Consider the following 17,777-nt stretch of genomic DNA (forward strand, 5'->3'; position numbering starts at 1 on the left):
TAGCAAAATTATTAAAAATTTGTCAACGCTTCCGCGCCGAGCCGTGTAGCTTGTAGAATTTTTTCTAATAGTTTAGTATAGTAGCGACCAGATAAGTATAAGGGGCGATTAGCTCAGTTGGACAAAACAGAATAAAAAGAGATAAGGGCGATTAGCTCAGTTGGATGAAAAGCAAACTGCTTTGCTTTTCATCCGGTTCTGCGAAGCAGAAACTTCCGTTGTTGAGCGAAGCGAGACAGGAAGTAGGAGGAAGAGTTTACTCTAGCAACTGAGCTAGTACAAACACTATTAGCGTTTGTAAGTCCGAAAAAAATTGTACAATATATAGAAATAGGGGCGATTAGCTCAGTTGGTAGAGCAGCTCGTTTACACCGAGAAGGTCGCAAGTTCAAGTCTTGCATCGCCCACAGAGAAATAAATACCAAAAAAACCGAGCACAAAGCTCGGTTTTTTGTGTGTGGTGCTCCCGGGAGGATTTGGTCACAAGTAAATTTCCTGACGGAAATTTCTCGCGACCCCGCCTCGCGGTGTTCGCCTTTCCTCCGCTTCGCTTCGGAAAACTCACACATCGCTGCGGCTTTCGATTTCTACACGCAGGCCGAGCAGTCGGCCTGCTCGAAAGCACATCTTTCGCTTCGCTCATTCTGTGCTTCCGGTAGGAATCGAACCTACATTAAGGGCTTAGAAGACCCCTGTTCTGTCCATTGAACTACGGAAGCAATATTATCTCTATTTGTTTTTCGATTCTACGGAATCGATCATTACATGATCAGTGCAGGTTGTCGACATTTTACTTCAGGATCTCGCAAAATGTCTGACGAACCTTCTCAAACAGTCCCCCGGACTGTTTTAGCCTACATTAAGGGCTTAGAAGACCCCTAAAAGCAGGCACAAAAACAATACCACAAGCTAGCTCGCGCTCAAACCCCTATCGTGCCTCTGGAGCCGGATCCGGAGACGATACCTTTTCTAGCAACTCTGCTTCTCTTTCGGAAAAATCTTTTAGAGTACTTTCTAGAAGTTCCATATCTATTGATTCCGTGATCTCAGAGTCGGCCTCCGGAATTTCAAAAAATCCACCCTCACTGATCCTGTAAAAAAGGAACCCGTGGAAACCAAGCAGGCAAATATTGAGAAAAATAAACAGCACAAAGATTATCTTCCAGTCACGCTCTGGATTAATACCCTGCCTTTTGAGCTTTTGTACAGGCTTTTCTCCGGATGATTTTTTTGTCGAATTAAAGAAAGGCATTTTCATAATTACTCTTTAACCCTTAAAACTTTGGCTGTTAAAGTTAGTTCCCAGGTTTGACCGACCAAAGGCGGAGGCTCTATCTCGCCCTCGCCTTCCGGAGAAGGGGCAGCCTCTTGCCTCGCTGATTCGCTCAACTTCAAGTGTACGTTAGATAGCTCTATCACATACGGCATCAGCTCCACAAAAGAAAGAAACTTGTATACAGACTGCCAAGAACCCTCTGCCGAAATGTCCATTTGCAACCACTCCAGATCATCGGAAGCCGGATGTTCCTCGGGCTTGGATTCTTTCCCTTCTTCGTCAGTAGACACTACCGGCTCCAGGGAAACGTGCTCATTTATACTGGCGATTTCCATAGATACACCCGCGTCACTTCCGATCGATTCCAGTTCTTCAAAGAATCTCACTAGATTTTCTTCAGAGATAATGCGGCTCATCAACTCTTCCCTTTCTTCATCCGTTCTCTCGTATAGCGCTTGAATAGAAGCGCTTCTTTCTTGTTTTCCCAGCTCTTCTGACATTTGCTCCTTTATCTCTCTTGTTTTCTCGGAGGTATTGCGCACACCCAAGAACACGAACGTATACGCTGACGCGCCTATGATCGTGGCTATTATTACCATTATGAGAATGTTCCTGGAATAATGCATGGTTAAAATTCTCCGGATATTCTAATGCTGAATTCGATATTTGTAGTTTGAGCTAACTGCTCGGCTGGTACGTTCGTCGAGGTAAAATTCGGCTGTTGGTCCAAACCGTCCGAAAAAGCGATCAAATCAGACCTGGTTGGCGCAACTCCCGAGACAACAAAAACCGTCTCACCGCTGGACCTTTCAAAAGAGAGTTTGTTTACCTCTACATTTTCGGGCTTGGCATCAAGCGCTTCGTCAATGATGCTGGTCGTGGGGTGCCTTTCGCTTTCTCTCTCGGATATAAAACTAAGCAAGGCCTCGGTACGCTCAAGCTCATTTAAGCTTTCTGTGTCTTCTGCTACCTCAGCTTGCAAAGACTCGAATTCGTTCTGGGCGATCCTCTCAGATACCGAGGAGTAGAAATACGATGGCAGAAGCTCGGCGACTCCGAAAACTACTGTTATAAATACGAGGGTTAACGCAATAGCGACAGCCCGCAGGTAATACTCGTTACGTACAGACCGTTTCTCTTTTGCTGTTAAGAGGTTTGTCATAGTGGTTTTATTCCAGAGCTAGACCGATAGCCGCGGCGTAGCTCAGAGAATCCTCAAAGGTTATACTCGGCACATAGTGCTTGCGAAATGGAACGTTGGACCAGACGTTAGCGAGTGCCGCTTCTATCGAAAAATTATTCTGTATATAGGCAGGAAGGCCCTTCATAAGAGCTCCGCCACCGCAAAGTATTACGGCATTTACTCTTTTGGCATGAACTCCTCTTTCATCAACCTGTGAGTGCCAATAACGAAGCACGTCATTGATCTGTTTGGCCAAAACGTCAAGTTTTTCTTCAGAGGCTTCACTTACTATTCGCGCTTCTTCGTTTTTCCCGGTTAATCCGCTAGCGTGTTTTCTTTCTTCGGCCTCCTCAAATGATAGGTTGAGTTTGTTCGCGATATGTTCTGTTAATTGGCTCCCTCCTACTTCGGACGTATACGTATAACGAGTAACCCCTTCACTAACTATCGATATACCTGTGCGAGCCTTTCCCAGATCCATTATCATATACGTGTCTTTATCGCCCTCCGGCACAACGGCACGCGTGATCGCTTCTGCTTCTATGGTTAGAGATATCGGACGTAATCCGGAACGTTTTAATAGTGATATATATGATTCTGAGTGTGTTCTACTGATAGCTGAAACACGAACGTCTTTATAGGTTTTGTTTTTCTTCTTGTAGGTACGATATATTTTATAGTCAAAAACAATTTCATCTTGAGAAAGCGGTACGTTTTCTTCGAGCTGCTCTTCTATTTTTTGCCTCATAGGCGTACCCCTTGATACTTCTACCGTAGTCGTAAAAAGGTACGCCTTTTGTTCCGGCAAAGAAGCCTTTACAAAAATAAAGCGATGTTCGCGTTGCATTTCTGCTACTACTCGCTGCAGGCGAGTAGGATCAAGCACTTCTCCGCCCTCGATTGTTTCTTTAGGTATATCCTTTGAGGCATAGAAGCCGACTTCATAGGCTCCTGCCGCTTCAAGTAACTCTATCGCTTTTATAGAGTCATCAGAGATGTCAAACCCAAGCGACGCCATGGCCAGAAAATCAGGTACGGGGAACGCCGAAAAGAAACCTCCTTCTGGCTCTGATAGGATTTGACGATTAAAGGTTCTATACATTGCTATAAGTATATCGTGAGACCGCACTCTCTACAAAGTAACGAGTGTGTACTGCTAACTTATCTTAGACCCAGCCGGCACACCGTCATTTGACGGCTCAAGAAGTGAGAAGTTTTCACCGGCTATAGCAAGTAACATACCCTGGCTCTCCACGCCTCTTATAACGCGGGGCTCTAGATTGAGTACGTACGGAAGTTTCTTCCCTACAATTTCTTCCGGCTCAAGATACTCCGCCAAACCGGAGACGATTTGCCGTTTCTCCTCCCCAAAATCAACTTCGCAATTTATCAGCTTATCGGTTCCTTCTACGCGCTCGGCGGACTTTATCTCACCTATTCGTATATCAAGCTTCTCGAAATCGTCAAAAGTTATATTCTCTTTCATATATTTTTATTTTTATCTCTAGAAATATAGCTGTTAAGTATTATAGCAGCAGCTGAAGCGTCGATCAGTCTATTTTTTTCCAACTCTTCGCCTTGAAGCCGTTTTGCCTCCTCGGAAGTATACATTTCCGGCTCAAAGTCAACCGGCAGATCCAATTTTCGCCCTATCGTGTCCGCCAATCGGCGAATTTCCTGCATAATTGAATTCTCTTGGCCTTGTCTATCGTGCGATTCTCCTATTATGATCTTTTCCGCTCCACTACCTTCGATCAGTTCGGTCAACGCACCAAAAAAATGTCGGTCGTTAGCTAACACCGCTTTCGGAAATGCCATAGAACCGCCGTCGTCCGTGATGGCAATGCCCACGTTTTTAGTGCCGTAGTCTATGCCGAGTAACTTCATAAAGGCATTCTACAATATTTCGGTTTATGCTCATAACAAGCAACTCATTACTTGATGCGGTGGTGTGGTATACTGGTTGAGTGACTGAGCAATACAAAAGAAAGCCGAACATAAAATGTATAGTCTGTGGTTATCCTGTTTATAGGAGACCTGGTGCAATACAAAAAAGCAAAGGGCGTGTTTTTTGTAGTACGGCTTGTTTTGGCTATGCATGCCGCAAAGAGCAACCGTGTGTTGTGTGTGGCTCCAAAATTCTAGCTGGTGCACACAAGAAAACCTGTAGCAGAGGTTGCGCAAACACACACCGAGCTGGCATTAAATATAAAATAAACCGCCCAAGAGATAAGGTACGACATCAAAAATCAATAAGAATTCGATTGATTGAACACAAAGGTGGAGTATGTGAACGGTGTAAACACAATAGAGTGGAAATTTTGCAGTCCACCACAAGAACAGAGATACAATTAGATGATTTAAGCTACTTGCCGATTGTCACGCGGAAGAACATTTGATAAACATTACACACAGTGCTAGAGTAAAAAACTAGCAATTAATGGAGGTGCGGAGATGGTATTCCAGCGGTCTTGAAAACCGTCGCCCTCACGGGCTTGTGGGTTAGTCCACCCTCGCAGATTGAAACACAGTCGAATAAACAAAAGGGCCCGCAATGTGCACACATTGCGGGCTGCGAGGCTAGAAGCCGGAGATACTTCAAGCCAAGTGAGAGACTTGGGACCAAAGGACTTTTTATTCGCTCGAAATTCGAATGTAACAGAGTTCGGAACCTAAAAAGCCATTAGAATTGATTCACGGCGCCCCAATAACTTTAAATTAGCTCCAAATTGATACGCTCGACTTCGAACCAAACTAGTGACTTTTGCCGACATGAAAAGCTACTGGAATTAGTCTATAAGGCGCCCCAATAGCTCCAAAATAATTCCTTCCAGAAAGTAGCACGCGGTTATTTTTTGTCAACAAATATTTATAAATATAGACAATTGAAAACCCCATGGAGACCTAAATCTCCATGGGGTTAATTTATAGCAATGTCGCGTATGAAACTTAGGTTTCAAAGAAGAAAACGACACAATGTAGTTCTTGAATTTTCCACAGTTCCGTGGTTCTATCACGCGAAAGCGTATATAATACAAGACATTAAAAATAAAGTTTTTACTATGGCAACACCCGAAGTAGAACAATATATTAAAAATGAGCTCGCCCGCGGCACGAGCAGGTCTGAAATAGAAAGCAACTTGCTTCAAAATGGCTGGAATGACGATGAGGTCGCCCGTGGTTTCAGAGCAGTAGAGACAAGTGAACGGGACAAAGCGCATCAAGAAGAAGCTCCAAGTCCCTCTTTACCGCATTCAGGCCCAGACTCCGTCCCGGGAGAGAGCGTTTCGCCGGAACCAGGCACCCCTGGCGATTCGAGCGGATTTCCCGGCCCATTCGCGCTCCTCAGGGAATCGTTTCGCTATGTCGCCGGAAGATTTTGGACTCTTGTAGGTATACTTCTCATTTTCTTCGTTATCGGCTTTATCGCGCAACTAGCCATACAGTTTTTCTATGGTATTTCTTTCGCCGTTCTGTTCGGTTTTGCGGGTGATTCTTCTGAAAATGTAGGTGGTGTGTTAATGGCCATTGTGGCGCTTGTATCTGTTCTGGGGCTTGCCGCAAGCGTGTTTATTCGGTATTGGAGCACCGGCTCTTTCCTCGCTGGACTACAAAGCAGACACCCCTCTATCGGAGACGCCATTAAACGCGGAGCAGGGTTGGCTTGGCCTCTTTTTGTCCTCGGTGTGTTTTCTGCGCTAGTCATTTTAGGAGCAAGTATACCGTTTATAATTCCGGCGTTTCTCTTTCTAGTTTGGTTTTCCCTCGCGTACTATATCGCCGTTGAAGAAGACAAGCGTGGTTTCGCCGCTCTAGTCCGAAGCCGTGAGTATATGCGCGAACGTACATTCGGTGTCTTGGGGAGAACGCTCTTCTTGCTTTGCCCGCCCTTGTTGCCTTCATCCTTGGCGCCGTAACAATTCCTTTCTATTTTCAGACGGAGGAGGCTTGGACTCTGTAGCCGTCTTAATATTCGTTTTGCTAGCTTTGCTCGTTTCCCTAGCGCTTATTATCTTCTACACCTTTGTCGTACCCGCGTATATGTACATTATCTACAAGCACCTAAAACGCTTAAATCCTAACCCGGAACCGGCTTCAGGGCTTCGCCGCTGGTCTATAGGGCTTTCGATTTGGAGCATAGTTGCTGTAGCTATTGGGTTTACTCTCGGCGCATCTCTCCTTCTCAGCGTCTTTAATCAGCCTAGAGAAATATTTGATATAGATCCCACAGGACAAGGAACCGAAATACCGGAAAGTTTTCCCGAACCGGGAGATATATAGATCTCACTTTCTTTTCTGAAACTGAGCTTCAGACTAACTTAATTGTTAGCAAAAAGCCCCATGAAGACCTAAATCTCCATGGGGTTAATTTATAGCAATATCGCGTTCAAGGAACTTTGGTTGCCACCTCGTCACCGCGACTATCAACGAGTAGCTTGTGGGCCATAATGGCGATCATTTGAGCGACGTCAGGATTTCCGTTGATCTGGTTTACCACCAAGCCGGCATCATCATCAAGCTCTACCCAAAAACACTTCTCTGCCTTGTCGAGCATGCCGGCAGGAATATCATGCCAAGTACACATCTCTTCTGCGTCAAAGCATTCAAGTGAGCTCGAATCGGCGAGAAGATCCCACTCCTTGTCACTGAGTCTGACCAGATCAACACCGGTGCATTGTCTGGCGTATCGAGCGAAATTTTTTCGAAAATCCGCGTTGAACACCAACGCTTCAGCAACCAATTTTGCCAACTTGTCGTGAGCGTCCCAAAATCTCTTGCTGGCACCCCTGATCGATCCTGCGTTCATTTCGGTCCACTTCATATCCTGTCCTCCCTTTCGGAATCCACGCGACGTAGGTTCGGCTTAAAGGTTCAACCCCGCAATATTAGACCAAATAAATAGATTTATGTAAATATTTTTGTACTGCTATTATTTTTGACTCTGAAATATACTTATTCTACTATTGCCTTAGACTCACTTGAGTACTTGGCGATCACAGAGATAGGAGGACAGATAAATGTTTCATAAACGTGCGTGTCAAAAAATTCTTGAGCGCTTACGTCTCGGCACTGAGCAATACGAATTCTTTATTGAACGTCTCTACGAAGAAGCTCACAAGGGGCAATTGTCTCTTTCTGAGCTGGGAGTCAAGGAAGGAGAGATCGAGCGCTTACGGCTCAAAGGTTGCATGCTAGTAGCGCGGAAGAATCTTGATCTAATCCGCAAGAGGATCCATAGCTACAAAAAGACCAGGCCTCAGAACGGAGAGACTAGGCTAGATAACTTTCCTCCCTACAAGGGAATCGTGGATCAGATATACAAGGAGGCTCAAAAAGGCAGGTTCTCCCTTTCTGACATAGGAACGAACGAGGAAGAACTGCTCAGCTTTTTACAACTAGAGAACTGATGCACAGTTAAGGGCGCGTCTATATAGTTAGAGCGCCTCTTTGTATTTTTACTGTCTATAATAGAAAATAAATGCTTCAATCTATAGATTGAAGCATTTATTTGGGCTATTTTGAGCCATTTTACCGCTAAATATTAAATAACCGCTGAATTGGTGCTATAATGGCGAACGAGGGCGTAAAATTTACTTAGATTAGAAACGATAATTGAGATCTGAACGTATGAATAAAAATTACTTGGTAATTGGTTTAATAATTCTCGCGCTTATAGTCATAGGAGTGATCGCGGCAAGGCCCGGTGAAGAGACTGACTTGAGCGAGAATGGAGAGAACGGAGACACACAAACTACAACAGAAGGGCCTTCACTGAAAGTGTCTGATCAATCTTTGGTTGGAAACGAGGTCGTAGTCGGCCCTATAGAAGCAACCGAGGAAAGCTTTGTGGTGGTCTATCGAGCTGATGAAGCAGGAGAACTTAACAACATCATTGGCAGTACTCGTGTATCTGCTGGCTCAACAAGAAGCGTAGCAGTTTCTCTGGACGAAGAAATAGACAACAATGAAATGTTGGTAGCGGTATTGCACAGCGATACCGGCGTAGCGGGAGAATTCGAGTTCAGTCTAGGTGGCGGTACGGACGTAGATGCTCCAACTACAGTTGACGGCAGTCCTGTAGCGGCACCATTCACTGTTACAGTAGAGGAAAGCGCAGAAGAAACTGACAGCGCAAGAGAAACGAGAGTAGCGAGACAGAAGGCGAAGAAACTACAACAGACGAAGGATCTGAGGCAAACTTACAGAAGGAGGCGGCGCAGAAACAGATACGAGCACAGAGTAAGAGGTCATCTAGGGCCAGTAATAAAAGCGCGCGGATATGATCCACGCGCTTTTATTTTATACATATTTCCCGTGGTACAATGTTCTCAATGGAAGAAGCACCTAGAGAAGAAGCAGAAGAAAGTAAAGCCAAAAAGCAAAACCCTGAGAACCCTCAGGGAGCCGCGGCGAGAAAAAACCGTGTTTTTGAGTGGCAAGCTCCGGAAACCAACTCTCGCGAAAAAAACAGTGATTGGTATTTTGTGCTCTGGACCATAGCACTCGCGGGAGGCGCGGTCGCCATACTTTTTAACAACATCCTTTTCGGCCTTCTTATCATTATTTCCGCCTTTACCATCTCAATTTACGCCGCGCGAAAACCAAAGATAGTCACATTCAACGTATCCAGAAAAGGTGTTAAAGCCGGAGACATTCTACTCCCCTTCTCGAACTTGTCTCATTTCTCTATCGCGGAAGGCGAAGGGTTGACCTATCTTTTACTACAATCAAAAAAGGTATTTTCCCCACTCTATTCTTTTCCGATATCTCCTGAAGTGGACTTAGACGAGCTTAGTGATTTTCTAAATCAATTTTTAGAAGAAGGAAATTTAGAAGTACCTTTTCATCAGAAGATAATGGATAAAGTTGGCTTCTAGCACCTCTCGTAACTGGAAATTTTAAGGCGATTTTGCTACAGTAGCTGATGTATTACCTCTCGTCGTTCAACGGATAGGACGCGGGTTTGCGGAACCCGTAATGTAGGTTCGATTCCTACCGAGTAGGAGACGTAACTGAGTGAAGTGGACTCTCGGAGGACGCAAAACTGTTCGGCGTTCGCGTTAGGAATCGAAAGCCGCAGCGATGTGCGAGTTTTCCGAAGCGAAGCGAAGGAAAGGCGAGCACCGCGAGGCGGGGTCGCGAAAATTTTCCGTCAGGAAAATTATTTGTGACCGATTCCTACCGAGAGGACACGCAACAGAGTGGAGTGGACTCTCGGAGAAAGCAAACAGTTTTGCTTTCGCTAGGAATCGAAAAGATTGAGCATATCGCACGAAGCGACAAGCGAGTACGATGCGAAATCTATACAGCTCCTGTAAGGAGAGATTCCTACCGAGAGGACACGAAGCGCAGCGAAGTGTGCTGAAGCTGTGCGTTATCCAATCGAAGATCTGTTTTATAACGCTATCAATCGCCGCCCGGAAAGCAACACCATTCCTAAAATAAACAAAGTAGACACTATCAGTGTAGTGGCTCCAGTTATTACAAGAATTTTCTCTAGTACGCTCACAGACCTGGCTGTCTTTCCTCGAGCGAGCCTAGTGACTACGTACACAGCGACAACCAGGAGCAAGGCTGGGAATTAGGTATGCAAAAAGATCTAACCCACGATCTTCATCCAATGACATACACAAAACGAGGAGGATATTCATCGCCAGGTAACCACCTAAGCCACTCTGGCAAACAAGGTGTCAAAATCGTGGCACTAGCCGGTGCAGGAAGAGCGATAAGAAGGTAGATAAACAATAGCTTGGTATACAAATAATTTTTCATGCTTAAAGTATACCTAGAAACCCCACGGAGTCCTGTGGAGTTTTTTCTTTATGCTCATGAAAACTAAGCCCGTCTGAACAGACAATACGGCGTATTACCTGTTCACTTTGTTTTTGCCAATCTGATACTGTCGATATAAATATATCAGGAGAAGCATACCAATTTGCCATATTAAAAAGAGAGAAACTCCGCCATCAAATGACGGCAATGGGCCGAAATCGCCATATCCACATGGCTCCCATACGCTATGCTGCCCAACAAACCTAGCGCTCCCCCAAAGAACGTGAGGTGGGTTACCGCACGCGACGTCAATGGAATAAAGGGTTTGATTGCAAGAAGAAGCAAGAAAGCACCAACCGAACCGGCCACAGAAGTTATCAGAAATGGCAGGAGAGACAAAGACAAAATCAGCACGATGCTCCACGCGATCATATAAGCTGTGGTAGATACCACAACTGCCAACACCGCCTTGAAGAACGTCATATTGAGAGGTGCATACATACGCACTAGCACCAGGAATACGCCAACAAGCACAAGACCAGGAAAGCCAAGTGACTGCACGAGAGGCTCAAGCACTGGAACGGAAATGTGACGCGATACGATATCAAAAAATCTTCCTTGGCTCTCTTCTCTTATATACATTCCAATACGTAGGAAACGCGCTCAGGAATGCAGAAATACTTCCCCCGAGCACAATGAACAATGTATTGCACGTATGTGTTGCATCAATTTAAATCTATTTTTAGAGAGGGACATAGTCACGATGTACTTTTTATTTTTCTTGCTTTAATTTCATTGCTGGTAAGGAGGGAGCTTTTTTGGTTTGCATAAAAATATATCAGGAGAAGCATGCCAATTTGCCAAATAAGAAAGAGGTAAAAATGCGATAAAAACGAATGTGGATAAATCTGGCATTGTGCCTAGTACAGTATATTCAGCTTTCAGATGACAGGCCAAATAGGAGCTAGACCCAGCAAATCCTAGTAGTCCGCCAAAAAAGATAAGTTTTGTTACCGTACTTGCGTGTATAAGGAATAAGCTTTTGTAGAGATATAGATATTAAGGCACAGCACCCACCACAGCCGGCCAGAAAGAACGAAGCCGGAAATGTGAACTATTGCAAAGCTCAATACGGCAACGACCCAGATTGCGGCTATGAAGTAACCAAGCTGTAGAGCTACCAGTAACACACTGAGTATCTTTAGCAAGGTCCTGCCTTTGCATGCGGAAGCATAAAAAAATAAATAGAACTAATGCGATACCAAATACTAGCCCCGGGAGAGACATTGACCAAGATACTGCAATTGCAGTCTCTAACGGGGGCGCGGCTAGAAAAAAACTGTGAAGCGTGTTCGGAGAAAACCGGCGAATCAATCCTCTCTTATATACTGATTCCAAAAAGACGGAAAGGCGCTAAGAAAAGCAGATAGCGACCCTAAAAGAATTATAAGTATTACATTTGTTATGTGTCGCATTTATTTTTTTATTTAAAGAGTAAAGCTATACTTGCTTCAGTATACCTAAAAACTCCACAGATTCCTGTGGAGTTTTTTGTCTAAATATTTGAAGTTTTATTTACGCTTTGGTCTTTTGAATAGATCTCACAATGCGGCTTTTCTTGCGCGCGGCGGTGTTGTCTTTTATAACACCTCGCTTCGCCGCTTTATCAATAGCTTTATATGTATCGGCAAGCTTGGCTTCAGCCTCCTTTGCCTTGCCCGCTTCAATTAGTTTACGCATTTCTTTTTCCGCGTTTTTCATAGCACGCTTCCGGCGCTCGTTGAAAACACGCTTTCTTTCCGAAACGCGTATTGCTTTTTTTGCTCCTCTGGTGATTGGCATACGCGGGTAATACTACAAATTTTTTTAAGAGAACGCAAGCGCTGGCAAGCATATTATGATGCTGTATGATATGGGTATGATAAGAAGCATTAGAGGAGGTGTGATCTCTGTAAACGATAAGGAGGTTGTGGTGGAATCCGGAGGAATAGGATACAGAGTTTTTATTTCCTCCCATACGTTCAGCTCAATAGCCGAGAAAGAAAGCGTGAGTTTGTGGACTCACTTGGCGGTAAGAGAAAATTCTTTGGATCTATACGGATTTGCCGATAGCGAAGAGTTAGACTTTTTTGAACTTCTTTTAAATATTTCCGGCATTGGCCCCAAATCAGCTATGGGTATTTTGAATATCGCTTCCCTAAATGAGCTCAGACAGGCGATCCACGAAAACGATCCTGCGTACTTAACAAAAGTTTCCGGAATAGGAAAAAAGAACGCACAAAAAATAGTACTTGAACTCAAGGGCAAGATAGGAGAAGCGGAGGCAACTCCAAACGGCTCGCACAAAGAAGAAGCAGAAGCGATAGAGGCGCTGACAACCCTCGGATATTCAACTCAGGCTGCCCGCGAGATCTTGCGCGAAGTTCCGAAAGACATAACCGAAACCAGCGAAAGAGTTCGCGCGGCACTCAAAAAACTCGGTTCTTGATCTACTCTATTGAGCCGAGAGCGCGTAAATAGCTATCGCGGCTGCGCTCGCGACGTTAAACGATTCTTTTTTACCCCAAATCGGTATCTCTACTATCGTATCCGCCGCTTTTATGAACTTTTGGTCTACACCCTCGACTTCGTTTCCTACTACTAAAGCTATGTTCTCTTTCTTTTGCTTAGAATAGCGAAGATCTCGTATATCAATTGCTCTTTTGTCTTGCTCCAGAACCAATAGCTCTTTCTCCTCTCTTCTAAGTGTTTCTATCACCTCCTGTGTCTTGCCAATTCGCCGCCAAGGAATTGAGTCTTCTGCTCCTAGCGACACTTTGCCGAAGTCGTTCCTCTTTCTTTCAAAGCGATCCAGAGGTCCTGGTGTATATCCGGAGACGACTATCTCCCCCACACCAAACGCTTCAGCCGTACGAAAAATAGCACCTGTGTTAAGTACGCTTCTAATATCGTGAAGAACAAGAGATACGTTAGAGAGAGGAGGCATTGTTGTTTTCATTGTTTATGATTGTAAAGAGTAAAAAACAAATTACAAGCGACCTTGCAGACGATGAACTTGCGTGCAGCGCAACAATTAGTATAGTAATAGAGACATAAACGCCCCGTTGCTCTGCTGGATAAAACACAAACTGCTTTGTGTTTTATCCGGTTCTGCGAAGCAGAAACTTCTGTTGTTGAGCGTAGCGAAACAGGAAGTAGGAGGAAGAGTTTACTCTAGCAGCTGAGCGCAATAGGGGCTTATGGGTTTGCGCAGAATAGAGCAATTAGTATAGTAATAAAAACATAAATGCCCCGTTAGCTCAGCTGGTAGAGCAGTTGCCTCTTAAGCAAACGGCCCTAGGTTCGAGTCCTAGACGGGGCACCGAGAAAAGCGAGGTGACACGGAGAAAGCAAACGATTTTGCTTTCGACTAGGACGAGAAAAGGTCGAGTAGATCGCGCGGAGCTCTGCGAGCACGATTTGAGACCTGTACCGAATCTGTAAGATTCGAGTCCTAGACGGGGCACCGAGAAAAGCGAGGTGACCGGAGGCAACGATTTTGCTTCGACTAGGACGAGAAAAGGTCGAGTAGATCGCGCGGAGCTCTGCGAGCACGATTTGAGACCTGTACCGAATCTGTAAGATTCGAGTCCTAGACGGGGCACCGAGAAAAGCGAGGTGACACGGAGAAAGCAAACGATTTTGCTTTCGGCTCTTTTTTATTTATATGCCAAACTCAGCTGGCGGTGTACACTGTGCATATGAGAGTGTTTCGGTTATTACGCCAAAGTCGACTTACCAAAAAGGAGCTGACAAGTGCTCTGTTTGTCGTTACCCTTTTTGCTTTAGCGCTTTTACTTTCTTACAAATACGGAGAACAAATAGAAAACCTGGTTTTTCTCGACGGACCCTTAGGAATGCTTTTGTATTTCTTGCTTTCTATAGCGAGCGTTGTGCTAGCGCCTATGGCGGTAATTCCGTTCATACCTCTTGCGGTAAAGATCTGGGGCAGTTTACCGGTAGCTCTTTTGTCTGTTTCCGGCTGGACAGCCGGAGCAATGATCGCCTACTACCTCGCGCGTAAATACGGAAGACCGTTTGTAGCAAAATTCATTTCGATCAGCGCGGCCGAGGCAACCGCAAAAAAGATCGTTGGCAAGCGAACCTTCCTGCCTGTTCTCATTTCACGCGTCATTTTCCCGGCCGACGCCATGAGTTATGTTATAGGACTATTTGTTCCAATACGGTTTGTACCATATTCAGTTGCCACGCTTATCGGGGTTTCTCCGATGGCTTTCGCGTTAGCTTTTGGCGTCTCTCTTCCTCTTATATATCAGGCGATTGCGATAGTTTTTGTTTTGGTATTTCTGCTAGCGGTCTTTTTCATAACCCGAGACTTAGGCCAAAAAAAAGACCCAATCAAAGAGAAAGAATGACCCGCTCTAATGTATGCTCAAGAGGTAAATTTTTTTCTCTGGCATCAACAAGAGCGCTAGTTAACTGGTGCAGTACATTTTCCGCCTCTTCTACAGAATAGTTTTTGCTTGCTGTTTTTGCCTTTGAGTAAGGAAATTGTTTTACACCAGCTTCTTCAGCTGAGTTGGTCTTCTGAGCTAGAACGATCATTTTCATTTGCCAAAACAGTATCCCGTGTATTTCTTCTAGTACATACCCCCTTTCTACTGCCTCGTTAAAAAGAACCCACAACCGCTTTTTGTCACGGCTAGCCAAAGCGTCCGCTAAAGAGAAGCTCGAGAATTCTTTTTGTGATTTCTTTTGTTTTTTTTCTTCAAGAGTTTTTTCCGCGTTTTTGCGCAAAGTCTCATATGGTTTTTTGGGAAGTTCTTCTTCCAAAACAAAGAACACGTTTTCTGACTCTTGCATTCTATTAACGGCTTCTTTTTCGTGCCCCGAAAACGCTCCAGAAGAAAAAAGACCGTCCAGTTCGACAATATAGCGAGTTTCGAATAGTCCTCGACCCAGAGCCAACTCTTCGAGATCAAGTTCTGCGGAACTGTCGTCAAAAGACAAAAGAAGTGCATCTGGTCTCTTGGTCAAAAGAACATCCCGGATCTTTTTCAATTCAGGCTTAACAAAACTTCTTCTGCCATAAAAAAAATAAAGCATACCTAAATATTCTCCATTTCCATCCAATTCTCTCCGACCGCCGCCTCAACTCTTAGCGGTATTCCCGCGGTATCTTCTAGGGGAACAATGTTTTCCATAATATCAGCTATTTTTTTGGCACACTTTTCTACTTCACTTTCTTCTACTTCAAAAACCAATTCATCATGTATTTGCAAAACAAAATAACACTTCTTTGAAAGTCCCTGCTTGTTGATCCAGTTATCTATCTCCACCATCGCGAGCTTGATAATGTCCGATTGCGTACCTTGGATCGGAGCGTTCGTCGCCATTCTTTCGGCACTCGCTCGTATATATGGGATGCTGGAATTTATGTCTTCAAAGTAACGCTTCCTGCCAAAGAGAGTCTCGGTATAACCCTTTTGCCTGGCGGAAACTTTTGTCATTTCAAAGAAGTCACGAAGTCCGGAAAAGGTAGAAAAATAGTCATTTAAAAATTGTTGCGCCTCCGCGCGGGTAGTGCCCAAGTTTCTACGTATAGCATTTACTCCCATGCCGTAAAGAGTTCCGAAGTTTATGGTCTTTGCTTTTCCTCGCATTTCCTTATTCACCTCTTCTTCGGGAACGCCAAACACCTGCGCCGCCACTGCCCTATGAACGTCTCCGTCGTTTTTAAAAACTTCTATCAATTTTTCATCACCAGAAAGAAAGGCGGCAACACGAAGCTCTATTTGGGAATAGTCTAAAGAAAGGAGCTTATGGCCCTTTTCGGCTATAAAGGCCCTCCTGATGTGGCGACCCTGCTCGGTCTTAATGGGTATGTTTTGTAGATTAGGATTTTGCGAAGCGAGTCGCCCAGTTGTTGTTCCGGCCTGCAAAAAAGTTGTGTGGAGGCGATTCTTTTCATCCACTAAAGTCGGCAAGACATCAATATACGTACTCAAAAGTTTCTGCAATTCTCTGTATGCGAAAATTTTTTCAATTATGGGGTGCTTGTCGCGCAGTTTTTCAAGTTCGCTTTCTCGGGTTGAATACGAGCCGGAGGGGGTCTTCGAAATACCACTGGTTGAAACTTCAAGCTTTTCGAAAAGAATCTCTCCGAGCTGTTTTGGTGAATTTACGTTGAATTCAGTGCCTGCTATCTCGAATATCTCTTTTTCCAGAGCGTCTTTTTTTGTGTGATAGTCCTCTGACAGCTTTTTTAGTTCATCAACATCAAGCTTGATGCCATGCTCTTCCATTTTTTTAATAACCGACATCAGGGGCTTCTCGATCTTTGAAAAAACCTTATAGAGATCGTGCTCCTTTAGCTCATTAAAGATCTTTTCTCGCGCCTCAACTAAAGAAGGATTGCCTGTATAGTTACGTATATCATCCACCGTTGGGTTGGTTTTAGTTGAATCGAGCAACCAAAGAGCTATAGCTGTTTCCTCTATTTCCTTTTCCGTAAGATCATTTTCTTCCTCGTCGGCATCCTCCTTTTCATCTGTTTTGTTTTCCTCATAGTCGTCGCCATACACAGAGGCCTTTAGGCGGTTCCCTAGGGTGCGAAAATCCAAGATCAGAAAAAATTTGTTCGGCCTTGTTTATATCAATTTTTTCTTTCCAGCTAGCCTCGGGAACTTTGAAGTCAACTTCGGCGTCGCGGCGTATTTCGGCCAACATTTTAGAAAAGTAAGCTTCTTCCTTTTGGTCCCTCAACAGACCAACTATGCGAGCGGTTATTCCGGTCTTTTTTATAAAATCCTCCTCGTTTTTTTCCAAAGCATCATAGATCTCTTCTAAAGAACCGTAGGTGACTATTAAGCTAGTGGCGGTTTTTTCGCCAATACCACGAATGCCGGGAATATTATCAGAAGCGTCCCCCCGCAGCCCTTTGTAGTCAGCCAGAAGCTCTGGACCAAAACCAAAACGTTCGATCACGGCTTTCTCGTCATAGAGAACAGTGTCCTTTATACCTTTGCGCAGTGTGTATACCTTTACCCTATCGTCGTCTACCAACTGCAGAGTGTCCATATCGCCGGTAGCGATAATGATCTCTAACTCTGAGTCGGGACATTCGGCAATAATGGTTCCGAGAATATCATCCGCCTCAAACCCTTCTTTTTCATAGATAGGAATAGAAAAAGCCTCAAAAATATCTTTGCTTCGTATTATCTGATCAACCAGGGCATCGTCGGTTTTTGTACGGGTTCCTTTGTATTCTTCGTAAGCAATTTTGCGAAAAGTCGGCTTGGGCACATCGTATGTGGCAACTATGTAATCCGGATTTAATTCGTTTATTATTTTCAACAGCATAGTAACCAAACCAAAAAGAGCGCCGGTTGGCTCACCCGCGTTTGAAGAAAAGTCCGGCAGTGCGTGATACGCGCGATGCAACACAGCGTGCGTATCTAAAAGCACCAACCGTTTTTTTGTGTCTTTCATTGCTCTATTGTAACAAAAAAAGACCTTTTTATTATCGTTACTATCGACCTGTCT

At 44.5% G+C, this 17,777-nt stretch carries 21 protein-coding genes and 3 tRNA genes; 9 read left to right on the forward strand and 15 right to left on the reverse strand.

Going from position 1 to position 17,777, the window contains the following annotated elements; genetic code table 11:
- Window positions 1-334 precede the first annotated feature (334 nt).
- Window positions 335-407 (forward strand) — tRNA-Val (locus U5L75_02890).
- A 240-nt stretch (window positions 408-647) separates the two neighbouring features.
- Here the strand turns inward: U5L75_02890 and U5L75_02895 are convergent.
- The 7 genes from U5L75_02895 to ruvX all read right to left on the reverse strand — a co-directional run bounded on the left by U5L75_02895 (window position 648) and on the right by ruvX (window position 4,346).
- A tRNA-Arg gene (locus U5L75_02895) sits at window positions 648-719 on the reverse strand.
- A gap of 209 nt (window positions 720-928) precedes the next feature.
- On the reverse strand, window positions 929-1,258 hold the full coding sequence (locus U5L75_02900) for a hypothetical protein (protein ID MDZ7726502.1): 330 nt from the start codon (window positions 1,256-1,258) through the stop codon (window positions 929-931).
- Window positions 1,259-1,260: 2 nt separating this feature from the next.
- The gene (locus U5L75_02905; protein MDZ7726503.1) at window positions 1,261-1,902 is read right to left on the reverse strand and encodes a hypothetical protein; all 642 of its coding nucleotides are present in this window, start codon (window positions 1,900-1,902) and stop codon (window positions 1,261-1,263) included.
- A gap of 2 nt (window positions 1,903-1,904) precedes the next feature.
- Window positions 1,905-2,438, reverse strand: coding sequence for a hypothetical protein (locus U5L75_02910; protein MDZ7726504.1), 534 nt, complete (start codon window positions 2,436-2,438; stop codon window positions 1,905-1,907).
- Between the two features lie 7 nt (window positions 2,439-2,445).
- Window positions 2,446-3,561, reverse strand: a complete 1,116-nt coding sequence (pilM, locus tag U5L75_02915; protein MDZ7726505.1) for a pilus assembly protein PilM — start codon at window positions 3,559-3,561, stop codon at window positions 2,446-2,448.
- 54 nt (window positions 3,562-3,615) lie between these two features.
- Window positions 3,616-3,945, reverse strand: coding sequence for a methionine--tRNA ligase subunit beta (gene metG, locus U5L75_02920; protein MDZ7726506.1), 330 nt, complete (start codon window positions 3,943-3,945; stop codon window positions 3,616-3,618).
- A complete protein-coding gene (ruvX, locus tag U5L75_02925) occupies window positions 3,942-4,346 on the reverse strand; it encodes a Holliday junction resolvase RuvX (GenBank protein MDZ7726507.1) in 405 nt (134 codons plus the stop codon). The genes metG and ruvX overlap by 4 nt, the downstream gene beginning before the upstream one ends.
- A gap of 1,055 nt (window positions 4,347-5,401) precedes the next feature.
- Here ruvX and U5L75_02930 point away from each other — a divergent pair.
- A complete protein-coding gene (locus U5L75_02930) occupies window positions 5,402-6,376 on the forward strand; it encodes a hypothetical protein (GenBank protein ID MDZ7726508.1) in 975 nt (324 codons plus the stop codon).
- Between the two features lie 70 nt (window positions 6,377-6,446).
- Entirely contained in the window at window positions 6,447-6,740 is a 294-nt protein-coding gene (locus U5L75_02935) for a hypothetical protein (protein ID MDZ7726509.1), read from the forward strand.
- 106 nt (window positions 6,741-6,846) lie between these two features.
- On the opposite strand, the gene U5L75_02940 is transcribed toward U5L75_02935, so the two are convergent.
- Window positions 6,847-7,281, reverse strand: coding sequence for a hypothetical protein (locus U5L75_02940; protein ID MDZ7726510.1), 435 nt, complete (start codon window positions 7,279-7,281; stop codon window positions 6,847-6,849).
- A gap of 196 nt (window positions 7,282-7,477) precedes the next feature.
- Here U5L75_02940 and U5L75_02945 point away from each other — a divergent pair, with 196 nt between their 5' ends.
- The 3 genes from U5L75_02945 (at window position 7,478) to U5L75_02955 (ending at window position 9,337) form a co-directional block, all read left to right on the forward strand.
- Entirely contained in the window at window positions 7,478-7,867 is a 390-nt protein-coding gene (locus U5L75_02945; GenBank protein MDZ7726511.1) for a hypothetical protein, read from the forward strand.
- Window positions 7,868-8,087: 220 nt separating this feature from the next.
- The gene (locus U5L75_02950; GenBank protein ID MDZ7726512.1) at window positions 8,088-8,960 is read left to right on the forward strand and encodes a hypothetical protein; all 873 of its coding nucleotides are present in this window, start codon (window positions 8,088-8,090) and stop codon (window positions 8,958-8,960) included.
- Complete coding sequence (locus U5L75_02955) at window positions 8,945-9,337, forward strand: hypothetical protein (GenBank protein MDZ7726513.1); 393 nt, start codon at window positions 8,945-8,947, stop codon at window positions 9,335-9,337. The genes U5L75_02950 and U5L75_02955 overlap by 16 nt, the downstream gene beginning before the upstream one ends.
- An 897-nt stretch (window positions 9,338-10,234) precedes the next feature.
- Here U5L75_02955 and U5L75_02960 read toward each other — a convergent pair.
- From U5L75_02960 to rpsT, 3 genes are all read right to left on the reverse strand, one after another.
- A complete protein-coding gene (locus tag U5L75_02960) occupies window positions 10,235-10,402 on the reverse strand; it encodes a hypothetical protein (GenBank protein MDZ7726514.1) in 168 nt (55 codons plus the stop codon).
- 1 nt (window position 10,403) lies between these two features.
- Entirely contained in the window at window positions 10,404-10,874 is a 471-nt protein-coding gene (locus U5L75_02965) for a hypothetical protein (protein ID MDZ7726515.1), read from the reverse strand.
- A 933-nt stretch (window positions 10,875-11,807) separates the two neighbouring features.
- Window positions 11,808-12,074: a 30S ribosomal protein S20 gene (gene rpsT, locus U5L75_02970; protein ID MDZ7726516.1), complete on the reverse strand. Its 267-nt coding sequence runs from the start codon at window positions 12,072-12,074 to the stop codon at window positions 11,808-11,810.
- A 76-nt stretch (window positions 12,075-12,150) separates the two neighbouring features.
- Here rpsT and ruvA point away from each other — a divergent pair, with 76 nt between their 5' ends.
- Window positions 12,151-12,720: a Holliday junction branch migration protein RuvA gene (gene ruvA / locus U5L75_02975; GenBank protein MDZ7726517.1), complete on the forward strand. Its 570-nt coding sequence runs from the start codon at window positions 12,151-12,153 to the stop codon at window positions 12,718-12,720.
- A 6-nt stretch (window positions 12,721-12,726) separates the two neighbouring features.
- Here the strand turns inward: ruvA and U5L75_02980 are convergent, their stop codons facing one another.
- Window positions 12,727-13,230, reverse strand: coding sequence for a TrmH family RNA methyltransferase (locus U5L75_02980; GenBank protein MDZ7726518.1), 504 nt, complete (start codon window positions 13,228-13,230; stop codon window positions 12,727-12,729).
- A gap of 290 nt (window positions 13,231-13,520) precedes the next feature.
- On the opposite strand from U5L75_02980, the gene U5L75_02985 reads away from it, so the two are divergent.
- Window positions 13,521-13,593: transfer RNA gene (locus U5L75_02985), tRNA-Lys, on the forward strand.
- Between the two features lie 379 nt (window positions 13,594-13,972).
- A complete protein-coding gene (locus tag U5L75_02990) occupies window positions 13,973-14,647 on the forward strand; it encodes a VTT domain-containing protein (protein ID MDZ7726519.1) in 675 nt (224 codons plus the stop codon).
- Here the strand turns inward: U5L75_02990 and U5L75_02995 are convergent.
- The 3 genes from U5L75_02995 to U5L75_03005 are packed head-to-tail and all read right to left on the reverse strand — an operon-like array spanning window position 14,631 to window position 17,723.
- Window positions 14,631-15,338, reverse strand: coding sequence for a hypothetical protein (locus U5L75_02995; protein ID MDZ7726520.1), 708 nt, complete (start codon window positions 15,336-15,338; stop codon window positions 14,631-14,633). The genes U5L75_02990 and U5L75_02995 overlap by 17 nt on opposite strands.
- A gap of 2 nt (window positions 15,339-15,340) precedes the next feature.
- A complete protein-coding gene (locus tag U5L75_03000) occupies window positions 15,341-16,816 on the reverse strand; it encodes a DNA polymerase (protein MDZ7726521.1) in 1,476 nt (491 codons plus the stop codon).
- Complete coding sequence (locus U5L75_03005; GenBank protein ID MDZ7726522.1) at window positions 16,797-17,723, reverse strand: 5'-3' exonuclease H3TH domain-containing protein; 927 nt, start codon at window positions 17,721-17,723, stop codon at window positions 16,797-16,799. The genes U5L75_03000 and U5L75_03005 overlap by 20 nt, the downstream gene beginning before the upstream one ends.
- Between the last annotated feature and the right edge of the window lie 54 nt (window positions 17,724-17,777).

This window comes from Candidatus Campbellbacteria bacterium (assembly GCA_034521025.1).
In the GTDB taxonomy this organism is placed as follows: Bacteria; Patescibacteriota; Minisyncoccia; order Phycocordibacterales; family JAXHMZ01; genus JAXHMZ01.

Excerpts from the sequence above, each read along its gene's own strand:
- U5L75_02900 (MDZ7726502.1), bottom strand. The coding sequence starts at position 1,258 with ATGAAAATGCCTTTCTTTAATTCGACAAAAAAATCATCCGGAGAAAAG.
- U5L75_02905 (MDZ7726503.1), bottom strand. The coding sequence starts at position 1,902 with ATGCATTATTCCAGGAACATTCTCATAATGGTAATAATAGCCACGATC.
- U5L75_02910 (MDZ7726504.1), bottom strand. The coding sequence starts at position 2,438 with ATGACAAACCTCTTAACAGCAAAAGAGAAACGGTCTGTACGTAACGAG.
- pilM (MDZ7726505.1), bottom strand. The coding sequence starts at position 3,561 with ATGTATAGAACCTTTAATCGTCAAATCCTATCAGAGCCAGAAGGAGGT.
- metG (MDZ7726506.1), bottom strand. The coding sequence starts at position 3,945 with ATGAAAGAGAATATAACTTTTGACGATTTCGAGAAGCTTGATATACGA.
- ruvX (MDZ7726507.1), bottom strand. The coding sequence starts at position 4,346 with ATGAAGTTACTCGGCATAGACTACGGCACTAAAAACGTGGGCATTGCC.
- U5L75_02930 (MDZ7726508.1), top strand. The coding sequence starts at position 5,402 with ATGAAACTTAGGTTTCAAAGAAGAAAACGACACAATGTAGTTCTTGAA.
- U5L75_02940 (MDZ7726510.1), bottom strand. The coding sequence starts at position 7,281 with ATGAAGTGGACCGAAATGAACGCAGGATCGATCAGGGGTGCCAGCAAG.
- U5L75_02945 (MDZ7726511.1), top strand. The coding sequence starts at position 7,478 with ATGTTTCATAAACGTGCGTGTCAAAAAATTCTTGAGCGCTTACGTCTC.
- U5L75_02950 (MDZ7726512.1), top strand. The coding sequence starts at position 8,088 with ATGAATAAAAATTACTTGGTAATTGGTTTAATAATTCTCGCGCTTATA.
- U5L75_02960 (MDZ7726514.1), bottom strand. The coding sequence starts at position 10,402 with ATGGCAAATTGGTATGCTTCTCCTGATATATTTATATCGACAGTATCA.
- U5L75_02965 (MDZ7726515.1), bottom strand. The coding sequence starts at position 10,874 with ATGTATATAAGAGAAGAGAGCCAAGGAAGATTTTTTGATATCGTATCG.
- rpsT (MDZ7726516.1), bottom strand. The coding sequence starts at position 12,074 with ATGCCAATCACCAGAGGAGCAAAAAAAGCAATACGCGTTTCGGAAAGA.
- ruvA (MDZ7726517.1), top strand. The coding sequence starts at position 12,151 with ATGATAAGAAGCATTAGAGGAGGTGTGATCTCTGTAAACGATAAGGAG.
- U5L75_02980 (MDZ7726518.1), bottom strand. The coding sequence starts at position 13,230 with ATGAAAACAACAATGCCTCCTCTCTCTAACGTATCTCTTGTTCTTCAC.
- U5L75_02990 (MDZ7726519.1), top strand. The coding sequence starts at position 13,973 with ATGAGAGTGTTTCGGTTATTACGCCAAAGTCGACTTACCAAAAAGGAG.
- U5L75_02995 (MDZ7726520.1), bottom strand. The coding sequence starts at position 15,338 with ATGCTTTATTTTTTTTATGGCAGAAGAAGTTTTGTTAAGCCTGAATTG.
- U5L75_03005 (MDZ7726522.1), bottom strand. The coding sequence starts at position 17,723 with ATGAAAGACACAAAAAAACGGTTGGTGCTTTTAGATACGCACGCTGTG.